This window comes from Roseateles oligotrophus, assembly GCF_014204525.1.
Taxonomy (GTDB): domain Bacteria; phylum Pseudomonadota; class Gammaproteobacteria; order Burkholderiales; family Burkholderiaceae_C; genus Paucibacter_A; species Paucibacter_A oligotrophus_A.
On record NZ_JACHLP010000001.1, the window covers coordinates 256,182 to 275,605 of the forward strand.

Sequence of the window (19,424 nt, forward strand, 5' to 3'; positions counted from 1 at the left end):
TGCCACCCGGCAGCGCAGCCGCAATGTTCACCTGTCTTTTTGCCGAGTACCGCCATGAGCTCCAGCGCCCCCGTTTCCGTTTACGACACCCTCAAGACCTTGGGGCTCGAATTGCCCCCGCTGGCCGTGCCGGTCGCCGCCTATGTGCCTTTTGTGCGCACCGGCAATCTGCTCTTCATCTCCGGCCATATCGCCAAGAAGGACGGCAAGCCCTGGGTGGGCCAGCTGGGCCGTGACACCGATACCGCCACCGGCAAAGCCGCCGCCCGCGCCATCGCCATCGATCTGATGGGCACCCTGCACGCCGCCGTGGGTGACCTGAACAAGGTCAAGCGCATCGTCAAGCTGATGAGCCTGGTCAATAGCACGGGCGATTTCACCGAGCAGCATCTGGTCACCAATGGCTGCTCCGAGCTGCTGGCCGAGGTCTTCGGCCCCAGCGTGGGCGCGCACGCCCGCAGCGCCTTCGGCGTGGCCCAGAACCCCATGGGCGCTTGCGTGGAAATCGACATGATTGTCGAGCTGGCCGACGAAGGCCAAGCCTGATGTTTTTGGCCCGCTCCAAACTGCCGGCCCGGGCCCTGGGCCTGATCTGCCTGGCCAGCCTGGCCGCCCTGGCCGCCGCCCTGATCGCCCAGCACGGCTTTGGCATCCGCCCCTGCCCCTGGTGCGTGCTGCAGCGCGGCGTCTTCATGCTGATCGCCCTGGCCGCCGGCCTGGGCTGGCTGCTCAAGCGCCAGCGCGGCCTGCGCCAGGCAGCGCTGGGCCTGGTGGCCTTGCTGAGCCTGGCCGGCGTGGCGGCGGCCTACTACCAGCACGAGGTCGCCAGCAAGCTGGCCTCCTGCGATATGACCCTGGCCGACCGCATCCTCAGCGCCCTGGATCTGGAAACCCGCCTGCCCAGCGTCTTCATGGTGACGGCCTCCTGCAGCCAGGCCTCGGCCTACCGCCTGCTGGGCCTGCCCTATGAGTTGTGGAGCGGCCTGCTCTTTCTGGGCTTTGCCGGCCTGAGCCTGCTGGCCCTGCGCAAACGCTGAGCAAACGCTGATCGAGGTCAAGGCAGCGCCCCTGCCTTGTGACTAAGCTGGAGCGCTTGAGCCACCCAGCACGCCCGCCATGCACAAGAGCCAAAGCCCAAGTTTGACCTCCTCCCCCGATGTCCTGATCGTCGGCGCCGGGCCGGCCGGCCTCAGCATGGCCTGCGCCCTGGCCGACGCCGGCATCCGCTCCTGCGTGCTGGAGGCCGCGCCGCTGGCCAGCCTGGCCGCGCCGGCCGAGGACGGGCGCGAGATCGCCCTCACCCACCAGGGCATTGCCATCCTCAAGGCCCTGGGCCAGTGGGATGAGATCCCCGCCGAAGAAAAAGCACCGCTGCGCCAGGCCCATGTCTTCAACGGCCAGGGCGAACCCGGCGCGCAAAGCTTTCTGGGTTTTGACGCCCAGGGCTCGGGCGGCGATCTGCTGGGCCAGTTGGTGGCCAACCACTGGCTGCGCCAGGTGGCCTACCAGGGCGCCTTGCGGCGTGGCGAGCTGATCGAGATCCGCGCCGGCCAGCGCGTCGCGGGCCTGAGCCTGGGCGAAACCCAGGCCAGCGTGACGCTGGACAGCGGCGAAACCCTCAGCGCGCCCTTGGCCGTCGCCGCCGACAGCCGCTTCTCCGCCACCCGCCGCGCCGCCGGCATCGGCGCGCAGATGCGCGACTTCGGCCGCAGCGTCCTGCTCTGCCGCCTGCAGCACAGCCAGCCCAACCAGGGCATTGCGCTGGAATGCTTCCACTACGGCCACACCCTGGCCCTGCTGCCGCTGAATGGGGATCGCAGCTCCCTGGTGCTGACGATCGCGGCCGATCAGGCCAGCGAGATGATGGCCTGGGACGAGGCCCGCTTCCTCGCCTGGGTGCGCATCCAGGTGAACGGCCGCCTGGGCGACTTGAGCCTGGCCGGCCCACGCCACCTCTACCCCCTGGTGGCCACCTACGCCCACCGCTTTGCCACCCAGCGCCTGGCCCTTGTGGGCGATGCCGCCGTAGGCATGCACCCGGTCACGGCCCATGGCTATAACTTCGGCCTGTACAGCGTCGAGCTGCTGGCCCGCATCCTGGACCAGGCCAAGAAAAAAGGGCAAGACCTGGGCGACGCCGCCGTCCTGCAGCACTATGCCGCCGAGCACCGCCGCCGCACCTGGACGATTTACCAGGGCACCAATGCCGTCGTGCGCCTGTTCACCGATGACAGACCCGCCGCCCGCCTGCTGCGCCGCGGCGTCATCCAGGCGGCCCAGCACCTGCCGCCGCTGAAGGCCGCCATCACGGCCCAGCTGACCGGCCGCCGGCCGGGCTTTTTGCGCCAGTTGCAAGCCCTGCGCGCGGATTTGGGGCGCTGAACCCGGATCAGCCAAACACCCGGTGTCTGCAGGGTTATGTCCGGCCTGATTTGCAATTGAGAATAATTATCATTTAATATCAATCCAGCCGGCATTCGCCCGCGCCTGCAGCCAGGGGCCCACCCAAGCCAAGCCATCTTTCATGCCTTGGATTGGAGGCCCTCATGCCCAGTACCGCCGTGCTGCCCGCGGCAGCCGAAACAGCGCCGCCCACCACTTTGGGTCTGAGGCTGAGGCCGCGCCAACTGCTAGGCCTGGCCATCGTGGCCGCGGGAGCCCTGGCCGGCCTGGCCCTGGCCTGGGCGCAGCTGCGCACCTTTCCACATACCGGCCAGGCCTTGCAAGCGGGCGCCGTGGCCGCCCTGGCCACGGCCCTGGGCGTGCTGCCCATATTGCTGGCCCGCGCGCCCAGCCAGCAAACCCTGGACGGCTTGCTGGGCTTTGGCGCCGGCGTGATGCTGGCGGCCTGCTGCTTCTCCCTGCTGATTCCGGCCCTGCAAGCGGCCCAGGAGACCGGCCGCTGGCTGGGCGCCCTGCAGGTGGGCGCCGGCCTGCTGCTGGGTGCCGGCGCCATGATGGGGCTGGAACGCGTGCTGCCCCACGAGCATTTCTACGGCGGTGCCGGCACCCTGGGACCGGCTCGCCTGCGCCGCCTGTGGTTGTTTGTGTTTGCGATTGCCTTGCACAACATCCCCGAGGGCCTGGCCATCGGCGTGGCCGCCGCCGGCACCGACGCCAGCCGCGCCGCCGCCCTGGCCACCGGCATTGCCATCCAGGACTTGCCCGAGGGCCTGGTGGTCGCCCTGGCCCTGGTGTCCGTGGGCATGCGGCGCCGCTACGCCGCCCTGGTGGGCGCGGCCTCCGGCCTGGTGGAGCCCGTCGCCGCGGTGCTGGGTGCCGCTGCCCTGGGCCAGGGCAGCGCCCTGCTGCCCTGGGGCCTGGCCATGGCCGGCGGCGCCATGCTGTTCGTGATCAGCCACGAAATCATTCCCGAATCGCACCGCCAGGGCCATGAGCGCCATGCCACCGGCGGCCTGCTGCTGGGCTTCGTCCTGATGATGGTGCTTGACACCGCCCTTGCCTGAGAGAAAACCATGCATTGCCCCGAAACCAGTTGGAAGCAGTTGACCCTCAGCGGCAACGAACTGTTCGAACGCGGCCTGCACCGCCAGGCCATGCAGACCTATGAAGACGCGCGCACGGTGGCCTTGCAGCATTTCCAGGCCTGGAGCACACCCGCAGACGCAGTAGCCGCCGTGGTGGTGAGTTATCTCAATCTGTCGGAGGCCCAGGCCCGCAGCGGCTGCCTGGCGCAGGCCAGTGTCTCGCTCTGCACCCTGCATATGAGCTTGCTGCATGCCCGCGCCAATACCGAGCTGAGCTGCTGCCTGCGCAACGCCGCCCAGTCCCATCTGCGTGAAAGCCATGCCGCCTTGCTGCGCTTTCAAGACCTGCATGGCGACTGTCCGCAGGTCCGCCATTGGCTGGAACAAAGCTATGTCAGCCAAGCCGCGACCGAGCCCGAAGCGGGCCAAGCACGAATCCTCCACTGAAACACAGCACCCATGAGCCACAGCCTGCCCGCCCTGCCCTATGCCTACGACGCCCTGGAGCCGCATATCGACAGCGCAACGATGGAAATCCACCACCAGCGCCACCATCAGAGCTATATCAACAATCTGAACGCCGCTCTGGCCGGCAGCGGCCTGGAGGACCTGCCGCTGGAGCAGCTGCTGCGCGGCATCCAGGAGCAGCCGGCCGCTCTGCAGACCGCGCTGCGCAACCAGGGTGGCGGCCACCACAACCACAGCCTGTTCTGGCGCATCATGACGCCCAAGTTCGACGGTGCCCCGAGCGAGCACATGGCCCAAGCCATCACCCGCGACCTGGGCAGCCTGGAGAACTTCAAGGCCGCCTTCACCCAGGCGGCACTGAGCCGCTTCGGCAGCGGCTGGGCCTGGCTGTGCGTGGGGGCGGACGGCAAGACCTTGCAGGTCTGCAGCACGGCCAATCAGGACAGCCCGCTGATGCAGGGCCTGACGCCCATCCTGGGCCTGGACGTCTGGGAGCATGCCTACTATCTGCGCTACCAGAACAAGCGGCCCGACTACATCGCCGCCTTCTACCGCGTCATCGACTGGGCCGAGGTGGAAGCGCTTTACCTGGCGGCCTGCTCGTAAAACCGGATCGTTTGCGCCGCCAGCGGCGCATCCGAGCGGTCCAGCAGGATGCAGGGCTTGCCGGTGCGCCGGCAATGGTCCTGCACCCGCCAGTAGTCGCCGTGGCTGAGGCAGCCGGTCTGGCAGATGACCAGATCGGCCTGCTGCAGATAGGCGTCCAGGCCCGGCTCGTCAGCCCGAGTGGCCTGGGCATCGAAGCGCTTGAAGCGCGCGAAGCTGCCGCCCACCCACTCCACCACGCTTTGCGCGGCCAGCTCACGCGACTCCTCCCGCCCTATGCACAGCACGGCCTTGGCCGGCGTGCGGAACTGGGCGCGGGCACGCTCGCGCAGCAAGTCCTGCACGCGCTGCAGCAAGCCCTCCACCCGCTGCGCCAGCTGGCGCCGTGGCCCCAAGCCCGGCATGGCGGCGGCCAGCTCGGCGCTGTCCTGCTGGGCAAAGGCCAGCGCCGACTCCCGCGCGATAAGGCGGGCCCGCAAGCGCATCTGCTCGGCCTGCAAACGCGCAATCTCAGCGGCCTGGCGCTGGATCAGCTCGCTGCAGCGCTTTTGCACCCGGCCATACTCGGCCAGCAAGACGCCATGGTCCTGGCTTAAATCGGAGAACAAAGAGGTCGGAGAGGTATTGCGCATATGAGGCCATCGGCGGGTTTGCCTTGCATCATAGATGCGAATAATTCCTATTTATAAAAGGCCTACTCCGTCTCCGTCAATTGCCTCTCACCACCCCGTCGCGGCGCGGATCGGCGGCGCCAAACCAGCCGCCATCGCGCCGCTCTATGGCCTGGATGCCGCTGGGCAGATCGGTCTCGACCACCCGCTGGCCGCGGGCCCGCAGACCGGCGATCGTGCTGGCCGGGAACAAGCCGCTCTCCAGCAGCAAGGACCCGCTGTTGAATCCGCCGAAATTCGGCAGGGCCACGGCCTGCTGCACATCCATGCCCCAGTCCTGGGTGGCGATCAAGGTCTTGGCCACGTAGTGGATGATGGCCGGCCCGCCCGGCGCGCCCAAGCTCATCAGCAAGCGCCCGTCGCGGCGGTCGAACACCAGGGTCGGGCTCATGCTGGAGCGCGGGCGCTTGCCCGGCTCGACCCGATTGGCCACCGGCCGGCCCTGGGCATCGCGCGGGGCCAGGGCGAAGTCGGTCAGCTGGTTATTGAGCAGGAAGCCACCGGCCAGGCCGCTGCCGCCGTCGCTCATGATGCGGGCACCAAAGCCAGCCTCGATGGAGCTGGTCATGGCCAGGGCGCGGCCCTCGCCGTCCACGATGCTGATATGGCTGGTGCCGTGCTCGGGCTGCTCGGCCTGCGAGGCCCAGGCCAGGCTGCGGCCGCCGGGCCGGCCCGGCTGGGCCGTACCGGCGGCCTGCTCGGTGATCAGGGCGGCACGGGTGCGCAGATAGTCGGGCGCCAGGAGGCTGCGCCAGTCGCCGGCCGGCGCGGGGACAAAGTCGGGGTCGGCGATGTACAGGGCGCGATCGGCAAATGCCAGGTTGGCGGCCTCGGCATAACGATGCAGCCAAGCGTCACCCGGCAGCCCCTGCGCCAGCACCTGGCTCGGCTGCTGCGGCGCCAGCATGGTCAGGATCTGCATCAGAGTCAGATGGCCGGAGGACGGCGGCGGAAAGCCGCAGACCCGCCAGGCGGCCCGCCAATCGCTGCACAAGGCCTGGCGGAACTTGGGGGCGTAGCCGGCCAGATCGGCCTCGCTGAGCCGGCCCGGATTGCCCGGATGCTCGCGCACCCGGCGCACGATGTCGCGCGCCACCGGGCCCGTCAAAAAGGCATCGGCCCCGCCCGCGGCCACCTGGCGCAGCACGGCCGCCAGGGCCGGGTTGCGCAAGAGATGACCGGCCGGCCAGAGCTGGCCCTGGGCGTCGTAGAAATAAGCGGCGGCCTGGGCGTCCTTGATCAGAAAGCGGTCCTGCTTCAAGAGGCCCACGCTGCGGGCCGTCAACGCATAGCCCTGCTCGCTCAGGCGGATGGCGGGCTCGAACAGCCGCGCCCAGGGCAGCTTGCCGAAGCGCGCATGGGCTTGCTCCAGCATGCGCAGCAGGCCCGGCGTGCCCACCGAGCGCCCTCCCACCACCGCTTGGCTATACGCCATGGGCTGGCCATCGGGCTTGAGGAAGAGCGCTTCGTCGGCGGCGGCCGGTGCGGTCTCGCGGCCATCGAGGGCGCTGACGCTGTGGCCGTCCCAGTACATCAGGAAAGCCCCGCCGCCGATGCCGCTGGACTGCGGCTCCACCAGGCCCAGCACCAGTTGCACGGCGATGCCGGCATCCATGGCCGAGCCGCCGGCATCCAACATTTCCTGCCCGGCGGCGGCGGCCAGAGGATGGGCGGCGGCCACGGCCGCATGGCTGTTGCGCCAGCCCGGCTTGGCCTGCCAGGCGACGGCGGCTTCGGGATTCTGGAGGGCTTGGGCGGCGGGGCCGGGCTGGCCCATGTGCCCGCAGGCGGCAAGTGCCAGCAGGGCCGTGAACAGCAAAGCTTGGGTGGGGCGGGCGAACGGTTTCAGGGCGTGGGCCTTTGCTGCAAATGGTTCCAACAACTTTTCATCACGATAGCGCGCAAAGCCTCGGCATCGATGGGTTTGGCCAGGAAATACGCGGCGCCCCCTAGGTTGATGGCATCCCGCATCACCAGCGGATCCATGCTGGCCGTGACCAGCACCCGCACCGTGTCGGGCATCAGCTGCTTGAGCGAGGCCAGCAGCTGGATGCCGTTCTCGCCCGGCAGGCCCTGGTCGACGATGGCCATGGCGAAGCGGTGTTGATGGAAGAGCTGGCGGGCCTGCTCGGCACTGCGCGCGCACACGACCTTGACGCCGTAGCTGGCCAGCAGGTTTTCCATGATCTCCAGCGAGACCTCGTGGTCCTCCACCAGCAAGACCACCGGCACCTCGTCCGCATGCATGAAGAGGCTGGGGTCCAGCAAGGTGGGCTGCTTGAACAAGCTCTCCACCTGCTCGGGCGCTTGCGGCCGGCCGACCAGATAGCCCTGCACCTCGTCCACATTGAGGGAGAACAGGATGATGGCCTCCTCCTCCGTCTCCACCCCCTCGGCAATGGCGCGCATGTGCAGGTTGTGGGCCAGTTGGATGACGGCGGCGACGATGGCGCGGTCCTGCGGGTTCTTGCTGAGGCCGCGCACAAAGCCCTGGTCGATCTTGAGCCTTTCGGCCGGGAAGCTGCCCAGATAACCCAGATTGGAGTAGCCGGTGCCGAAGTCGTCGATGGCCAGCAAGATGCCCAGACCGCGCAGCTGCTGCATCAGCGCCAGGCTGGCCTTGGGGTCGCGCAGAGCCAGGCTCTCGGTCACCTCCAGCTCCAGCACCCCCTCGGGCACGCCATGCTTTTGCAGGGTCTGGCGCAGCTCCAGCAGGAACTCGGGGTCGGAGAACTTGGTCGCCGCCAGATTCACCGCCACCCGTATCCAGCCATGGCCGGCGGCGGCCCAGGCCGCCATCTGCCGGCAGGCTTCGTCCAGCACAAAAGAGTCCACCAGATCGATCAGATGGGCCTCCTCGGCCATGGGCAGGAACTGGCTCGGCCCCAGGCGGCCGTACTCCGGCGACTGCCAGCGCACCAGGGCCTCCAGGCTGACCAGGGTGCCGCTCTTGAAGTCCACCTGGGGCTGGTACTCCAGGAACAGCTCGCCCTTGGGAATGCCTTCACGCAAGCGCATCTCCATCTGCAGGCGGCGGTCGATGGCGGCCTGCATCTCGGGCGAGAAATGCGCCAGCACCGAGCCGCCGCGGGACTTGGCCTCGTACATGGCGATGTCGGCACGCTTGAGCAGGGTTTCGGTGTCCTCCCCATCGTCCGGGAAGATGGCCACGCCCACGCTGCCGCCCAGGGTGTGGGACTCGCCCTGCACGGCCACCGGCGCGGCCAGGGCCTGGCAGATGCGCGCGCCAACCAATTCGATATCGGCCCGCGCAATGCCTTCGCAAGCCACGACGAACTCGTCGCCACCCAGGCGGGCCACGGTATCGCCCTCGCGGGCCAGCCGGCTCAGGCGCTGCGCCATCTCGCGCAACACCTGATCGCCGGCGCTGTGGCCCAGGCTGTCGTTGATGTATTTGAATTTATTCAGATCGATGAAGAAGAGCACGATCAGGCTCTCGCTGCGCTTGGCGCGGGCGATGGCGTGATTGATGCGGTCCAGCAGCAGCAGCCGGTTGGGCAGATCGGTCAGACCGTCGTGGGTGGCCTGGTAGTGCAAAGCATCCTCATGGCGCCGCTGCTCGCTGATGTCGATGCGGATGGACACAAAGCGCACGATCTGCCCCTCGGCACCGCGCTGCGGCACGATGGCCGAGTCCACCCAGTACAAATCCCCCGATTTGCTGCGATTGCAGATCACATCGCGCCAGACCTCGCCCTTAGAGATGGTGGCCCACATCTGCTCAAAAAAGCCCTGCGGGTGCTGGCCCGAGTTGACGATGCGATGGTCCTGGCCCAGCAACTCCTCCCGGCTGTAACCGCTGATCTCGACAAACTTCTGGTTCACATGGGTGATGCGGCCCCGGCGGTCGGCGACGGAGACGATGGCATGCAGATCGATCGCCTGGATAAAGGTGGACAGCTCGGCAAAAGCCTGCTCCACCCCCTGCTTGGCCTCGAGTTCCAGCACGGCGCTGCGGGATTCCAGCTCGGCCTGGGCCAGCTGATGCTCGGTCTGCAGCAACTCGCGCTGCTGCAGGCCGAGCTTGAGCTTGAACCAGACCAGGGCGGCAAAGCTGGCGGCGAAGATGGCGAAGAAAAACAGCATCGCCGTGTCAATTTCATTGCCCGCCAGCGCTTCCGCCTTGTCCAGCGGGATGGTGACCGACAAGGCCCCCAACAGCTGATGCTGAGCGAACTGCCGCTGCGCGGCCACGCCGGCAGCCAAGCGCCTGCCGATGATTTCAGGGCGCTTCTCATAACTGTTATGGCAGGCGGCACAACTCAGCTGCGAAGCCGGGTCGGCCGACAGATAGCGCAGCACCCGCCGCCCGTTCTGTGTTTCAAAACGCGACACCGCCTTCCACTGGATGGGCGTGGCCGGCGCGGCCTGGTCCTGCGCCTCCAGCTGCGGCCAGGCCCAGCGCAGGAAATCGTCGTGCAGGCCCTGGTTCTCGGCCAGATTCCATTTGCTGACGGGCTGGTACTGGTAGAGCCAATCGGCCTGGCGCGAGGAGGCCTCACCCACCAGCTTGAGGAACTGGGCCGGTATCGGCACATGGCCGGGCTGCTGGGCCGATTCCGCGCTGGCGCCAAAACCGTCCTTGGCCAGCTTGCCCACCACCTCGGTGCTGTAGACCGAACGCGCCGTGCTGGCCTGGCTGGCGACGATCTCGGCCACTACCAGGGCCTCGTGTTCGAGCGTCTTGTTGATGGCGTCGCGCACCACGAAATAGCCCATCAAACAGGCCAAGGCGAACACGGCCAGCAACACCCCCAGGGTGCGAGAGATCTGGACTCGGGTCCTGGACACCAAACTCATCGAGACTCCGTTCACGAACAAGCGCCAACACTGCCAGCATCAAAGCATGCAAGCGCTGCTGAGCAGCCAGCAAAAAGGTCGGCAATCGCCGACCTTTTAATGCAATACTGAGTCCGCAAGTCTCAGGGATTAGCCCAGGGGCACGCCCGTCTTGGCCTGCACCTGCTCGCGCGTCACGCCCTCGGCCAGCTCCACCAGCTTGAGGCCTGCGGGCGTCACGTCCATCACGGCCAGGTCGGTAATGATGCGGTTGACCACGCCCACACCGGTCAGCGGCAAGGTGCAGCTGGGGATGATCTTGAGGTCTTCGGTGCCGTCCTTCTTGCGCGCCACATGCTCCATCAGCACGATCACACGCTTGACGCCGGCCACCAGATCCATGGCCCCGCCCATGCCCTTGACCATCTTGCCGGGGATCATCCAGTTGGCCAGATCGCCCTTCTCGCTGACCTGCATGGCGCCCAGGATGGACAGATTGATCTTGCCGCCGCGAATCATCGCGAAGGAATCGTGGCTGCCGAAGATGCTGGAGCCGGCGATGGTGGTCACCGTCTGCTTGCCGGCATTGATCAGGTCGGCATCGACCTCCTCCTCGGTCGGAAAGGGGCCAATACCCAGCATGCCGTTCTCGCTTTGCAGCCAGACCTCTTTGTCGGCCGGCACGAAGTTGGCCACCAGGGTGGGGATGCCTATGCCCAGATTGACGTAGAAGCCGTCTTCCAGTTCCTGCGCCGCGCGGGCCGCCATTTGGTCTTGTGTCCAGGCCATGATTACTCTCCCTTCACGGTGACCGTGCGTTTTTCGATGCGCTTCTCTGGGTGGGGGTTGTGCACGATGCGGTGCACATAGATGCCTGCCAGATGGACCGAGTCCGGGTCTATGCTGCCGGTCTCGACGATTTCTTCGACCTCCACCACCGTCAGCTTGCCGGCCATGGCCACGGCCGGGTTGAAGTTGCGTGCCGTGCGACGGAACAGCAGATTGCCGCTCTTGTCGGCCTTCCAGGCCTTGACCAGGGACAGCTCGGGGTTCAGCGCCCGCTCCATCACATAGGTATGGCCGTCGAACTCGCGCAACTCCTTGCCCTCGGCCACCAGCGTGCCCACACCGGTGCGGGTGTAGAAGGCCGGGATGCCGGCGCCACCGGCGCGCAGCTTCTCGGCCAGCGTGCCCTGGGGCGTGAATTCCAGCTCCAGCTCGCCGGCCAGGTATTGGCGCTCGAACTCCTTGTTCTCGCCCACATAGCTGGAGATCATCTTCTTGATCTGCCGCGTCTCCAGCAACTGGCCGAGGCCGAAGCCGTCCACGCCGGCATTGTTGGAGATCACGGTCAGGTTCTTGACACCGGTATCGCGCAAGGCCGCGATCAGCGCCTCCGGGATGCCGCAAAGCCCGAAGCCGCCCACCGCCAACAAAGCGCCGTCACTGACGATGCCCTGTAGCGCGGCGGCCGCGCTGGGGTAAATCTTGTTCATAAAGGGGTTCTCCGCTTGTTTAGGAGTCTGTCAGGCTTGACGCTCTTGCAATGGCGGCAAGAGTACTACCGATGGGGGGCTAAATGGCTTACGTAGATTCGCCTAAGCTGAGGCCCGCAGTCCACGGGGCTTGCGCCGCGCCGGCCCCTGGGATAGCTGCGCGAGCAGGCTCACCGGCAGCCCCGCCACCCTGCGACACAATACGCTGCTCCTGCCCCTTCGCCCCGCCTCCTTCCCAGCCACCCGCCATGCCTCTCAACGCCCAAGACCTGCAAGCCGCCATCCCCAGGATCTTTGCGCCCTGGATTCAAGCCTTGCGCCTGCAAGTGCTGAGCGCCGACGCGGACGGCGTCGTGCTCAGGCTGCCGGTGGACCCGGCCCTGGTCCATGTGGGCCAGGTGATGTGCGGGCAGGCGGCGATGGCGGCGGCGGACACGGCCATGGTGCTGGCCTTGATGAGCAGCCTGGGCGAGTTCAAGCCCATGACCACCGTGCAGCTGCAGACCTCGTTTCTGCGCCCCATCGCCGGCGCGTCCTGCACCGTCAGCGCCAAGGTGCTGCGCCGCGGCAAGAAGCTGGCGTTTGGCAGCATAGACATCCATGACGCCGAGGGCCGCCTGGCCGCCCAGTCCACCACCACCTACGCCCTTCTCTGACATCCGCCCGAACGACTCATGCCACTGGACTACCGAACCGCTTTCGACCACGCCCCCATCGGCCTGGTGCTGTCCGCCAAACGCCTGATCAAGGACTGCAACCGCCAGCTGCTGACCATGTTTGGCGCCGAGCGCGAGCAGCTGATAGGCCAGAGCTTCGAGGTGCTCTACCCCAGCCTGGATGAGTTCGAGCGCACCGGCGCCCGCATCGTGGCCAGCCTGGACGCCGACGGCTTTTATGCCGACGACCGGGTGATGCGCAGAGTTGCCGGGCCACACAGAGGCCAGCTGTTCTGGTGCCATGTCTCGGGCCGCGCCATCAACCCGGCCGACCCTCATGCCGAGGGCATCTGGAGCTTTGAGGACTTGTCGGCCCACCGCAAGCTCAAGGCCGACCTGACCGCACGCGAACGCGAGATCGCCGCCCTGCTGATCGAGGGTCTGACCAGCAAGCTGATCGGCAAGCGCCTGGCCATCAGCCCGCGCACCGTCGACGTGTACCGCGCCCGCCTGATGAAGAAATACGCCGCCGCCTCCACGCCGGAGCTGATTCACAAGCTGCTGGTGGCCTGACTCAGCTGGTAGATGAAGAAATCCGCCGGTGAGCCGGTCCGGTAGTCGCCCCGGTAGGGATAGCGGTTAGGGATGTGTTCCAGCAATTGCCAGCCCGGCTGCTGCAGCCGCAGCCAGGCCGTGAAGGCCCGGTGCCGGACATGGGGCTCGCTTGTGCCGGGCGGACTGTCGAAGTCGCTGGAATAGATGATCACATAGTGGGTCGAGGCCGCAAACAGCTGGCGCAGATAGCGCTCGAAGACCTCGTCCTCCACCAGGTGGTAGAGCACATCGAGCGAGAGCGCCAACTCGGCCGTCTCGCCCGCGTATTCGCTGACATGGGCAAAGCGCTTGCTCGTGTCGGCGGCGAAGCGCCGGCGGCATGCGGCCACGGCGCTCGCGCTGATGTCCAGGCCCAGGTATTGCGGGTAGCGGGCCAGGCTCAGCTGATTGCCGTCGCCACAGCCGAACTCGATCACCTGGCTCAGGCCATGGGCGGCCACAAAACCATTCAGCACCTCGGCCTTGAACTCGGCAAACAAGGCATAGGAGCCCACGCCGGAATTGCCGCCCTGGGCATAGCGCGACTCCCAGTAGCTGCCCGAGTCGGCAAAGCGCTGGGCCCGGCGGCGCGCCGAGCTCCAGGCCCACCAGCGCTGCCGCAGCCTCGCCAGCAAAGGAAACTTGGCCAGCAACCAGAGCTTCATGGCGCACCTCCTGAACAGCTCGCACCAGCCTAAACACGGGCGCGGCGGCTGTCCATTCGGTGATGTACGTGCTCAGCCGCGCCCGCTGGCCACGATCTGCGCCCACTCGGCGTCCTCAAACAGGCGCGAGCGGGTCAGAAAGCGCTGGCCCGTCGGCCCTTCGAGCGAGAACATGCCGCCCCGCCCCTCCACCACATCGATGATGAGCTGGGTGTGGCGCCAGTACTCGAACTGCGACTCGCTGATGTAGAAGGGCATGCCGCCGATCTCGCCCAGATGGCGGTCGCCCGCCCCCACCAGCAGCTCGCCGGCGCCGTAGCACATGGGCGCGCTGCCGTCGCAGCAGCCGCCGGACTGGTGAAACATCAGCGGCCCATGCTCACCCGCCAGCCGGGCAATCAAGGCCAGGGCGGCCGGGGTGGCCACGACCTGGGGAACATCATCGGTCGACATGGGCCCGCCCCGGTTCAGAAAAAGCCCAGCGCCTTGGGGTCGTAGCTGACCAGCAGATTCTTGGTCTGCTGATAGTGGTCCAGCATCATCTTGTGGTTCTCGCGGCCTATACCCGATTGCTTGTAACCGCCGAAAGCGGCATGGGCCGGATAGGCGTGGTAGCAATTGGTCCAGACCCGGCCGGCCTGGATATGGCGGCCCATGCGGAAGGCGGTATTCATATCGCGGCTCCACACGCCGGCGCCCAGGCCGTAGAGCGTGTCGTTGGCAATCGCCAAGGCCTCCTCCTCGTCCTTGAAGGTGGTGACCGAGACCACCGGGCCGAAGATTTCCTCCTGGAAGATGCGCATCTTGTTATGGCCCTTGAAGACCGTGGGCTGGACGTAGAAACCGCCCTCCAGATCGCCCGCCAGCTGCTTGCGCGCACCGCCCGTCAGGCAGCTGGCGCCCTCCTGCTTGCCCAGGTCCAGATAGCTGAGGATCTTCTGCAACTGCTCGTTGGAGGCTTGCGCGCCAATCATGGTGCTCATGTCCAAGGGGTTGCCCTGCTTGATGGCGTTGACGCGCTTGATCGCACGCTCCATGAACTGCTCGTAAATGCTCTCCTGGATCAGGGCGCGCGAGGGGCAGGTGCAGACCTCGCCCTGGTTCAGCGCGAACATCGCAAAGCCTTCCAGCGCCTTGTCAAAAAACGCATCGTCCTTGGCCAGCACATCGGCGAAGAAGATATTGGGCGACTTGCCGCCTAACTCCAAGGTGACCGGGATCAGGTTCTGGCTGGCGTACTGCATGATCATGCGACCGGTGGTGGTCTCGCCGGTGAAGGCGATCTTGCCGATGCGCGGGCTGCTGGCCAGGGGCTTGCCGCATTCCAGGCCAAAGCCATTGACCACATTCAGCACGCCCGGCGGCAGCAGGTCGCCGATCAGCTCCATCAGCACCAGGATGGAGACCGGCGTCTGCTCGGCCGGCTTGAGCACCACGCAGTTGCCGGCGGCCAGGGCCGGGGCCAGCTTCCACACCGCCATCAAGAGCGGGAAGTTCCAGGGAATGATCTGGCCCACCACGCCGATGGGCTCGTGGAAATGGTAGGCATAGGTGTTCTCGTCGATCTCGCTGATGCCGCCTTCCTGCGAGCGCACGCAGCCGGCGAAGTAACGGAAATGGTCGACGGCCAGGGGCAGGTCGGCCAGCGTGGTCTCACGGATGGGCTTGCCGTTGTCCCAGGTCTCGGCGGCGGCCAGCATGGGCAGGTTCTGCTCCATGCGGTCGGCGATTTTGTTGAGGATGTTGGCGCGCGTCGCCGGCGAGGTCTTGCCCCAGGCGGCCTTGGCGGCATGGGCGGCGTCCAGGGCGCGTTCGATGTCCTCGGCGCTGGAACGCGGGATCTCGCAGAAGGCGCGGCCGGTCACCGGCGTCACGTTCTCGAAGTAAAGGCCCTTGACGGGGGCCACCCACTCACCATTGATGTAATTGCCGTAGCGCTTCTTGAAAGCGACGGGGGTGCCAAATTTTCCGGGTTCGAGCATGTCCATCTGAGGTCTCCAAATCGAGGTTGGGCGGGGTTTGCATAGCCCCGGCGATTGCCGGGCGGCACAAGCCCTACTGCAGCTTGCGTGCCAGGTCTTGCCTCGGCCCACAAACCGCGGGCGCAGCGCCGCTGGCACGGGGTCGGCCAAGGGTTTACGCGGGCCAGGCCCGGCGGTTTGTTCCATTTATGAGCAAGCTTGAGCGCACGGTTCTTGCTTCGCTGAACAGCAAGGAGAACAAGCCCCATGCAAACACCCACCCTCATCCCCTGGCTGCTGAGCGCCCTGCTGGCCGGCGCACCACCGGCCGGGGCGGCCACTGCGGCCGAACGAGACCCCCTGGGCTCCATGCAATGGCCCGCCTTGCGCGACGAGTTCCTGGGCGCCAAGGCGAAGGTGGGCTTCGACCCGCGGGTGCAGGTCCACAGCCCGGCCTTTGCCGAGGATCCGATGAATGTGCCGGTCAGCGTGGAGGTGCAGGGCCTGGGCGAGGTGGAGCTGATCCTGGTGCTGGTGGACCGCAACCCCATACGCAAGGTGCTGGAGTTCTACCCCCTGGACGCCCTGCCCGCGCTGAGCTTTCGCTTCAAGCTGGAGCAGGCCAGCCCGGTGCGCGCGGCGGTGCGCACCCGCGACGGCCGCTGGCATGTGGGCAGCAGCTGGGTCGAGTCCGCCGGCGGCGGCTGCTCCGCCCCGGCCAGCAGCCGCAGCGACGGCAGCTGGGCCCAGCATTTGGGCCAGGTCAGCGCGCGCCGCTTCAGCGGCCTGGCCCAGCCCAGCGGCACCCGCCTGCGCCTGCGCGTCATGCACCCCATGGACACCGGCCTGGGCGGCGGCGTGCCGGCCTTCTACCTCAAGCAGCTGCAGCTCAAGAACGCCCAGGGCCGCACGCTGAGCCGGCTCAAGACCTTCGAGCCGGTCAGCGAGAACCCCATCTTCAGCTTCGACTTCGCCAGCCCCCTGGCCGGGGCCCTGCGGCTGCAGGGCAGCGACAACAACGGCAACCGCATCGAAGGAGCGATTCCATGAAGCCCGCCCTGCTGCTGGCCCTGACCCTGGCCCTGGCCACCCAGACCAGCCTGGCCGGCCCGGCCGCCGACCCCGCCACGCTGGACTACCGGCTGCAGGCCCGCGCCCTGGCGCCCGACGTCTATGTGGTGGAAGGCGCCAATGCCGACTTCCAGCTCGCCAACGGCTGCAACATCATCAATACCGGCTTCATCGTCACCGAGGCCGGCGTGCTGGTGATCAATACCGGGCCCTCGCGCCGCTACGGCGAGCAGTTACGGGCGCTGATAGCGCGCACGACGACGCGGCCCCTGCTGCAGGTGCTGCTGCTCAACCAGCACCCCGACTACTTCCTCGGCAACCAGGCCTTTGCCGATGTGCCCCGTCTGGCCAGCGCCGCCACCCGCAGCGCGATGGCCGCCAACGCGGCCAGCTATGAGAGCAATCTCTACCGCCTCTGCGGCGACTGGATGAAGGGCACCGAGACCTTGCTGCCCGACGGCCCCGTCCGGCCCGGCGTCCAGCAGCTGGGCGCCCATGAGATCGAGCTGCTGGAGCTGGACGGCCATACCGAGAGCGATCTGGTGCTGATCGATCGCAGCGCGGGCGTGGTCTTCGCCGGCGGGCTGGTCTTCAGCCAACGCGTGCCCACCACGCCACATGCCAGCCTGGCTCCGTGGCAAGCCGGCCTCAAGACCCTGGCCGCCCTGCCCTACCCCTGGTGGGTGCCCAGCCATGGCGGCGTGGACGCGGCGCGCGATGGGGCGGCCATCGCCATGACCCAGCGCTATCTGAGCTGGCTGGACCAGCGCTTTCGCAGCGCCGCCGAGCAAGGCCTGGACATGATGGAGCTGCTGCGCCAGCCCGTGCCCGAGGAATTCCGCCGCTGGGCCGCGTTCGAGACCGAGTACCTGCGCAATGTGGCCCATCTCTACCCGCGCTACGAGCAGGCGCAGCTCCTGAAAACCCCCTGAGGCTGGCGGCAGGCTGGAGCAAGCGGCGCGCTGCCGCTGTTCGAGGATGTAGCAATCGGAGGGCCGCTACCGGCCTGGCTGGGCGGTTTCGGCTCGATTTCCAGCGAGTTTTGGATGGCACGTTTGTTGCGATCAGGCAGGCATCCGCGGGCAACCCGGACCCTTCCCCATCAAACCAACGGAGACCTCCATGCGCATCCCCCCCGCCACCTTGCTGACGACCCGCCTGAGCCTGGCCTGCCTGGCCTGCTGTGGCAGCGCCCTGGCCGCCGGCGTCAGCGACCAGATGATCCAGGACTCGCCGCGCAGCGGCGCCAGCGTGCTGTCCTCGGGCCTGGGCACGCAAGGCCAGCGCTACTCCCCGCTCAAGCAGGTCAGCACGGCCAATGTGAGCCGCCTGGTGCCGGCCTGGGCCTTTTCCTTCGGCGGCGAGAAGCAGCGCGGCCAGGAGTCCCAGCCCCTGATCCATGAGGGCAAGATGTTCGTCACCGCCTCCTACTCGCGCATCTACGCGCTGGACGCGGCCACCGGCAAAAAGCTGTGGAAGTACGAGCACCGCCTGCCCGAGGGCATCATGCCCTGCTGCGATGTGGTCAACCGCGGCGCCGCCCTGTTCGACAACCTGGTCATCTTCGCCACCCTGGACGCCCAGCTGGTGGCCCTGGACCAGGCCAGCGGCGAGGTGGTGTGGAAGGAAAAGATCGACGACTACGCCGCCGGCTACTCCGCCACCGCCGCGCCCCTGATCGCCGGCGGCCTGCTGCTGACGGGTTTGTCGGGCGGCGAGTTCGGCGTGGTCGGCCGGGTCGAGGCGCGCGACCCACGCACCGGCCAGATGGTCTGGAGCCGTCCCACCGTCGAAGGCCATATGGGCTACCGCTACGACAAGGAGGGCAATAAAAGCGAGAACGGCATCTCCGGCACCACCAATAAGAGCTGGCCCGGCGACTTGTGGAAGACCGGCGGCTCCGCCACCTGGATGGGCGGCACCTACGACGCCAAGACCGGCCTGGCCTATTTCGGCACCGGCAACCCGGCGCCCTGGAACAGCCATCTGCGCCAGGGTGACAATCTGTTCTCCTGCAGCACCGTGGCCATCGACATCAAGACCGGCCAGATCAAATGGCATTACCAGGGCACGCCCAACGATGCCTGGGACTTCGACGGCGCGAATGAATTCATCACCTTCGATATGGACGGCAAGCGCCTGGGCGGCAAGGCCGACCGCAACGGCTTCTTCTACGTCAACGACGCCACAACCGGCGAGCTGAAGAACGCCTTCCCCTTTGTGCGCAAGCTCAGCTGGGCCAGCGGCGTGGACCTGAAGACCGGCCGACCCATGTTCATCAAAGAGAACCGCAGCGGCGACCCCACCGCCAGCAGCGACGGCAAAAAAGGCAGCTCGGTGTTCGCCGCGCCCGGTTTCCTGGGCGGCAAGAACCAGATGCCCATGGCCTACAGCCCCGATACAAAACTCTTTTACGTGCCCGCCAATGAATGGGGCATGGAGATCTGGAACGAGCCCGTTACCTACAAAAAAGGCGCGGCCTATCTGGGCGCGGGCTTCACCATCAAGCCGCTCAATGAGGATTACATCGGCGCCCTGCGCGCCGTCGACCCCAAGACCGGCAAGATCGTCTGGGAGGTCAAGAACAACGCGCCGCTGTGGGGCGGCGTGCTGACCACGGCCGGCAATCTGGTCTTCTGGGGCACGCCCGAGGGCTTTCTGAAGGCGGCCGACGCCAAGACCGGCAAGGTGGTCTGGGAATTCCAGACCGGCTCCGGCGTCGTCGCCCCGCCCGTCAGCTGGATGCAGAACGGCGAGCAATACATCAGCGTGGTCTCGGGCTGGGGTGGTGCCGTGCCGCTATGGGGCGGCGACGTGGCCAAACGCGTCAACTTCCTGGAGCAAGGCGGCATGGTCTGGGTCTTCAAGCTGCCCAAGACCGGCGGCGGCAGCGCCAAGCTGGCCTCGGCCAAGTAACTCTCCACCTCAGCAGCCAAGACAAAGGACTC

General features: G+C 67.1%; 19 protein-coding genes. 11 read left to right on the forward strand and 8 right to left on the reverse strand.

Annotated elements, in window-relative coordinates; all coding sequences use genetic code 11:
* Window positions 1-54 precede the first annotated feature (54 nt).
* From HNP55_RS01190 to HNP55_RS01215, 6 genes are all read left to right on the forward strand, one after another.
* Window positions 55-546 carry a RidA family protein gene (locus tag HNP55_RS01190; protein ID WP_184295272.1) on the forward strand — a complete coding sequence of 164 codons (492 nt, stop codon included), beginning with the start codon at window positions 55-57 and terminating at the stop codon, window positions 544-546.
* Window positions 546-1,037, forward strand: a complete 492-nt coding sequence (locus tag HNP55_RS01195; protein WP_184295275.1) for a disulfide bond formation protein B — start codon at window positions 546-548, stop codon at window positions 1,035-1,037. The genes HNP55_RS01190 and HNP55_RS01195 overlap by 1 nt, the downstream gene beginning before the upstream one ends.
* 79 nt (window positions 1,038-1,116) lie before the next feature.
* Window positions 1,117-2,382: a 5-demethoxyubiquinol-8 5-hydroxylase UbiM gene (ubiM, locus tag HNP55_RS01200; RefSeq protein ID WP_184295277.1), complete on the forward strand. Its 1,266-nt coding sequence runs from the start codon at window positions 1,117-1,119 to the stop codon at window positions 2,380-2,382.
* A 164-nt stretch (window positions 2,383-2,546) separates the two neighbouring features.
* Window positions 2,547-3,467, forward strand: a complete 921-nt coding sequence (locus HNP55_RS01205; protein WP_184295280.1) for a ZIP family metal transporter — start codon at window positions 2,547-2,549, stop codon at window positions 3,465-3,467.
* Between the two features lie 9 nt (window positions 3,468-3,476).
* Window positions 3,477-3,935, forward strand: a complete 459-nt coding sequence (locus tag HNP55_RS01210) for a hypothetical protein (protein ID WP_184295282.1) — start codon at window positions 3,477-3,479, stop codon at window positions 3,933-3,935.
* Between the two features lie 12 nt (window positions 3,936-3,947).
* Window positions 3,948-4,562, forward strand: a complete 615-nt coding sequence (locus tag HNP55_RS01215) for a superoxide dismutase (RefSeq protein ID WP_184295285.1) — start codon at window positions 3,948-3,950, stop codon at window positions 4,560-4,562.
* Here HNP55_RS01215 and HNP55_RS01220 read toward each other — a convergent pair.
* The 5 genes from HNP55_RS01220 to HNP55_RS01240 all read right to left on the reverse strand — a co-directional run bounded on the left by HNP55_RS01220 (window position 4,541) and on the right by HNP55_RS01240 (window position 11,529).
* Window positions 4,541-5,194: a DUF2325 domain-containing protein gene (locus tag HNP55_RS01220; RefSeq protein ID WP_184295288.1), complete on the reverse strand. Its 654-nt coding sequence runs from the start codon at window positions 5,192-5,194 to the stop codon at window positions 4,541-4,543. The genes HNP55_RS01215 and HNP55_RS01220 overlap by 22 nt on opposite strands.
* Before the next feature lie 76 nt (window positions 5,195-5,270).
* Entirely contained in the window at window positions 5,271-7,010 is a 1,740-nt protein-coding gene (locus tag HNP55_RS01225; RefSeq protein ID WP_184296635.1) for a gamma-glutamyltransferase family protein, read from the reverse strand.
* Between the two features lie 68 nt (window positions 7,011-7,078).
* The gene (locus tag HNP55_RS01230) at window positions 7,079-10,054 is read right to left on the reverse strand and encodes an EAL domain-containing protein (RefSeq protein WP_184295291.1); all 2,976 of its coding nucleotides are present in this window, start codon (window positions 10,052-10,054) and stop codon (window positions 7,079-7,081) included.
* A gap of 129 nt (window positions 10,055-10,183) precedes the next feature.
* The gene (locus HNP55_RS01235) at window positions 10,184-10,822 is read right to left on the reverse strand and encodes a 3-oxoacid CoA-transferase subunit B (RefSeq protein ID WP_184295294.1); all 639 of its coding nucleotides are present in this window, start codon (window positions 10,820-10,822) and stop codon (window positions 10,184-10,186) included.
* A 2-nt stretch (window positions 10,823-10,824) separates the two neighbouring features.
* Complete coding sequence (locus HNP55_RS01240; RefSeq protein ID WP_184295296.1) at window positions 10,825-11,529, reverse strand: CoA transferase subunit A; 705 nt, start codon at window positions 11,527-11,529, stop codon at window positions 10,825-10,827.
* Window positions 11,530-11,777: 248 nt separating this feature from the next.
* On the opposite strand from HNP55_RS01240, the gene HNP55_RS01245 reads away from it, so the two are divergent.
* Together HNP55_RS01245 and HNP55_RS01250 are read left to right on the forward strand one after the other, a co-directional pair.
* The gene (locus HNP55_RS01245; protein WP_184295299.1) at window positions 11,778-12,185 is read left to right on the forward strand and encodes a PaaI family thioesterase; all 408 of its coding nucleotides are present in this window, start codon (window positions 11,778-11,780) and stop codon (window positions 12,183-12,185) included.
* 18 nt (window positions 12,186-12,203) lie between these two features.
* Window positions 12,204-12,758: a PAS and helix-turn-helix domain-containing protein gene (locus tag HNP55_RS01250; protein WP_184295302.1), complete on the forward strand. Its 555-nt coding sequence runs from the start codon at window positions 12,204-12,206 to the stop codon at window positions 12,756-12,758.
* On the opposite strand, the gene HNP55_RS01255 is transcribed toward HNP55_RS01250, so the two are convergent.
* From HNP55_RS01255 to adh, 3 genes are all read right to left on the reverse strand, one after another.
* Window positions 12,737-13,444, reverse strand: a complete 708-nt coding sequence (locus HNP55_RS01255) for a class I SAM-dependent methyltransferase (RefSeq protein WP_184295305.1) — start codon at window positions 13,442-13,444, stop codon at window positions 12,737-12,739. The genes HNP55_RS01250 and HNP55_RS01255 overlap by 22 nt on opposite strands.
* Before the next feature lie 72 nt (window positions 13,445-13,516).
* Complete coding sequence (locus HNP55_RS01260) at window positions 13,517-13,897, reverse strand: DUF779 domain-containing protein (RefSeq protein ID WP_184295308.1); 381 nt, start codon at window positions 13,895-13,897, stop codon at window positions 13,517-13,519.
* A 14-nt stretch (window positions 13,898-13,911) separates the two neighbouring features.
* On the reverse strand, window positions 13,912-15,432 hold the full coding sequence (gene adh, locus HNP55_RS01265) for an aldehyde dehydrogenase (RefSeq protein WP_184295311.1): 1,521 nt from the start codon (window positions 15,430-15,432) through the stop codon (window positions 13,912-13,914).
* Window positions 15,433-15,672: 240 nt separating this feature from the next.
* Here adh and HNP55_RS01270 point away from each other — a divergent pair, with 240 nt between their 5' ends.
* From HNP55_RS01270 to HNP55_RS01280, 3 genes are all read left to right on the forward strand, one after another.
* Window positions 15,673-16,455 (forward strand): quinoprotein dehydrogenase-associated SoxYZ-like carrier, encoded by a 783-nt coding sequence (locus HNP55_RS01270; protein ID WP_184295314.1) that lies wholly within the window; start codon window positions 15,673-15,675, stop codon window positions 16,453-16,455.
* Window positions 16,452-17,408 (forward strand): quinoprotein relay system zinc metallohydrolase 1, encoded by a 957-nt coding sequence (locus tag HNP55_RS01275; RefSeq protein WP_184295317.1) that lies wholly within the window; start codon window positions 16,452-16,454, stop codon window positions 17,406-17,408. Before HNP55_RS01270 ends, HNP55_RS01275 begins: the two co-directional genes overlap by 4 nt.
* A 190-nt stretch (window positions 17,409-17,598) precedes the next feature.
* On the forward strand, window positions 17,599-19,392 hold the full coding sequence (locus tag HNP55_RS01280; protein ID WP_184295320.1) for a PQQ-dependent methanol/ethanol family dehydrogenase: 1,794 nt from the start codon (window positions 17,599-17,601) through the stop codon (window positions 19,390-19,392).
* Window positions 19,393-19,424: the final 32 nt, after the last annotated feature.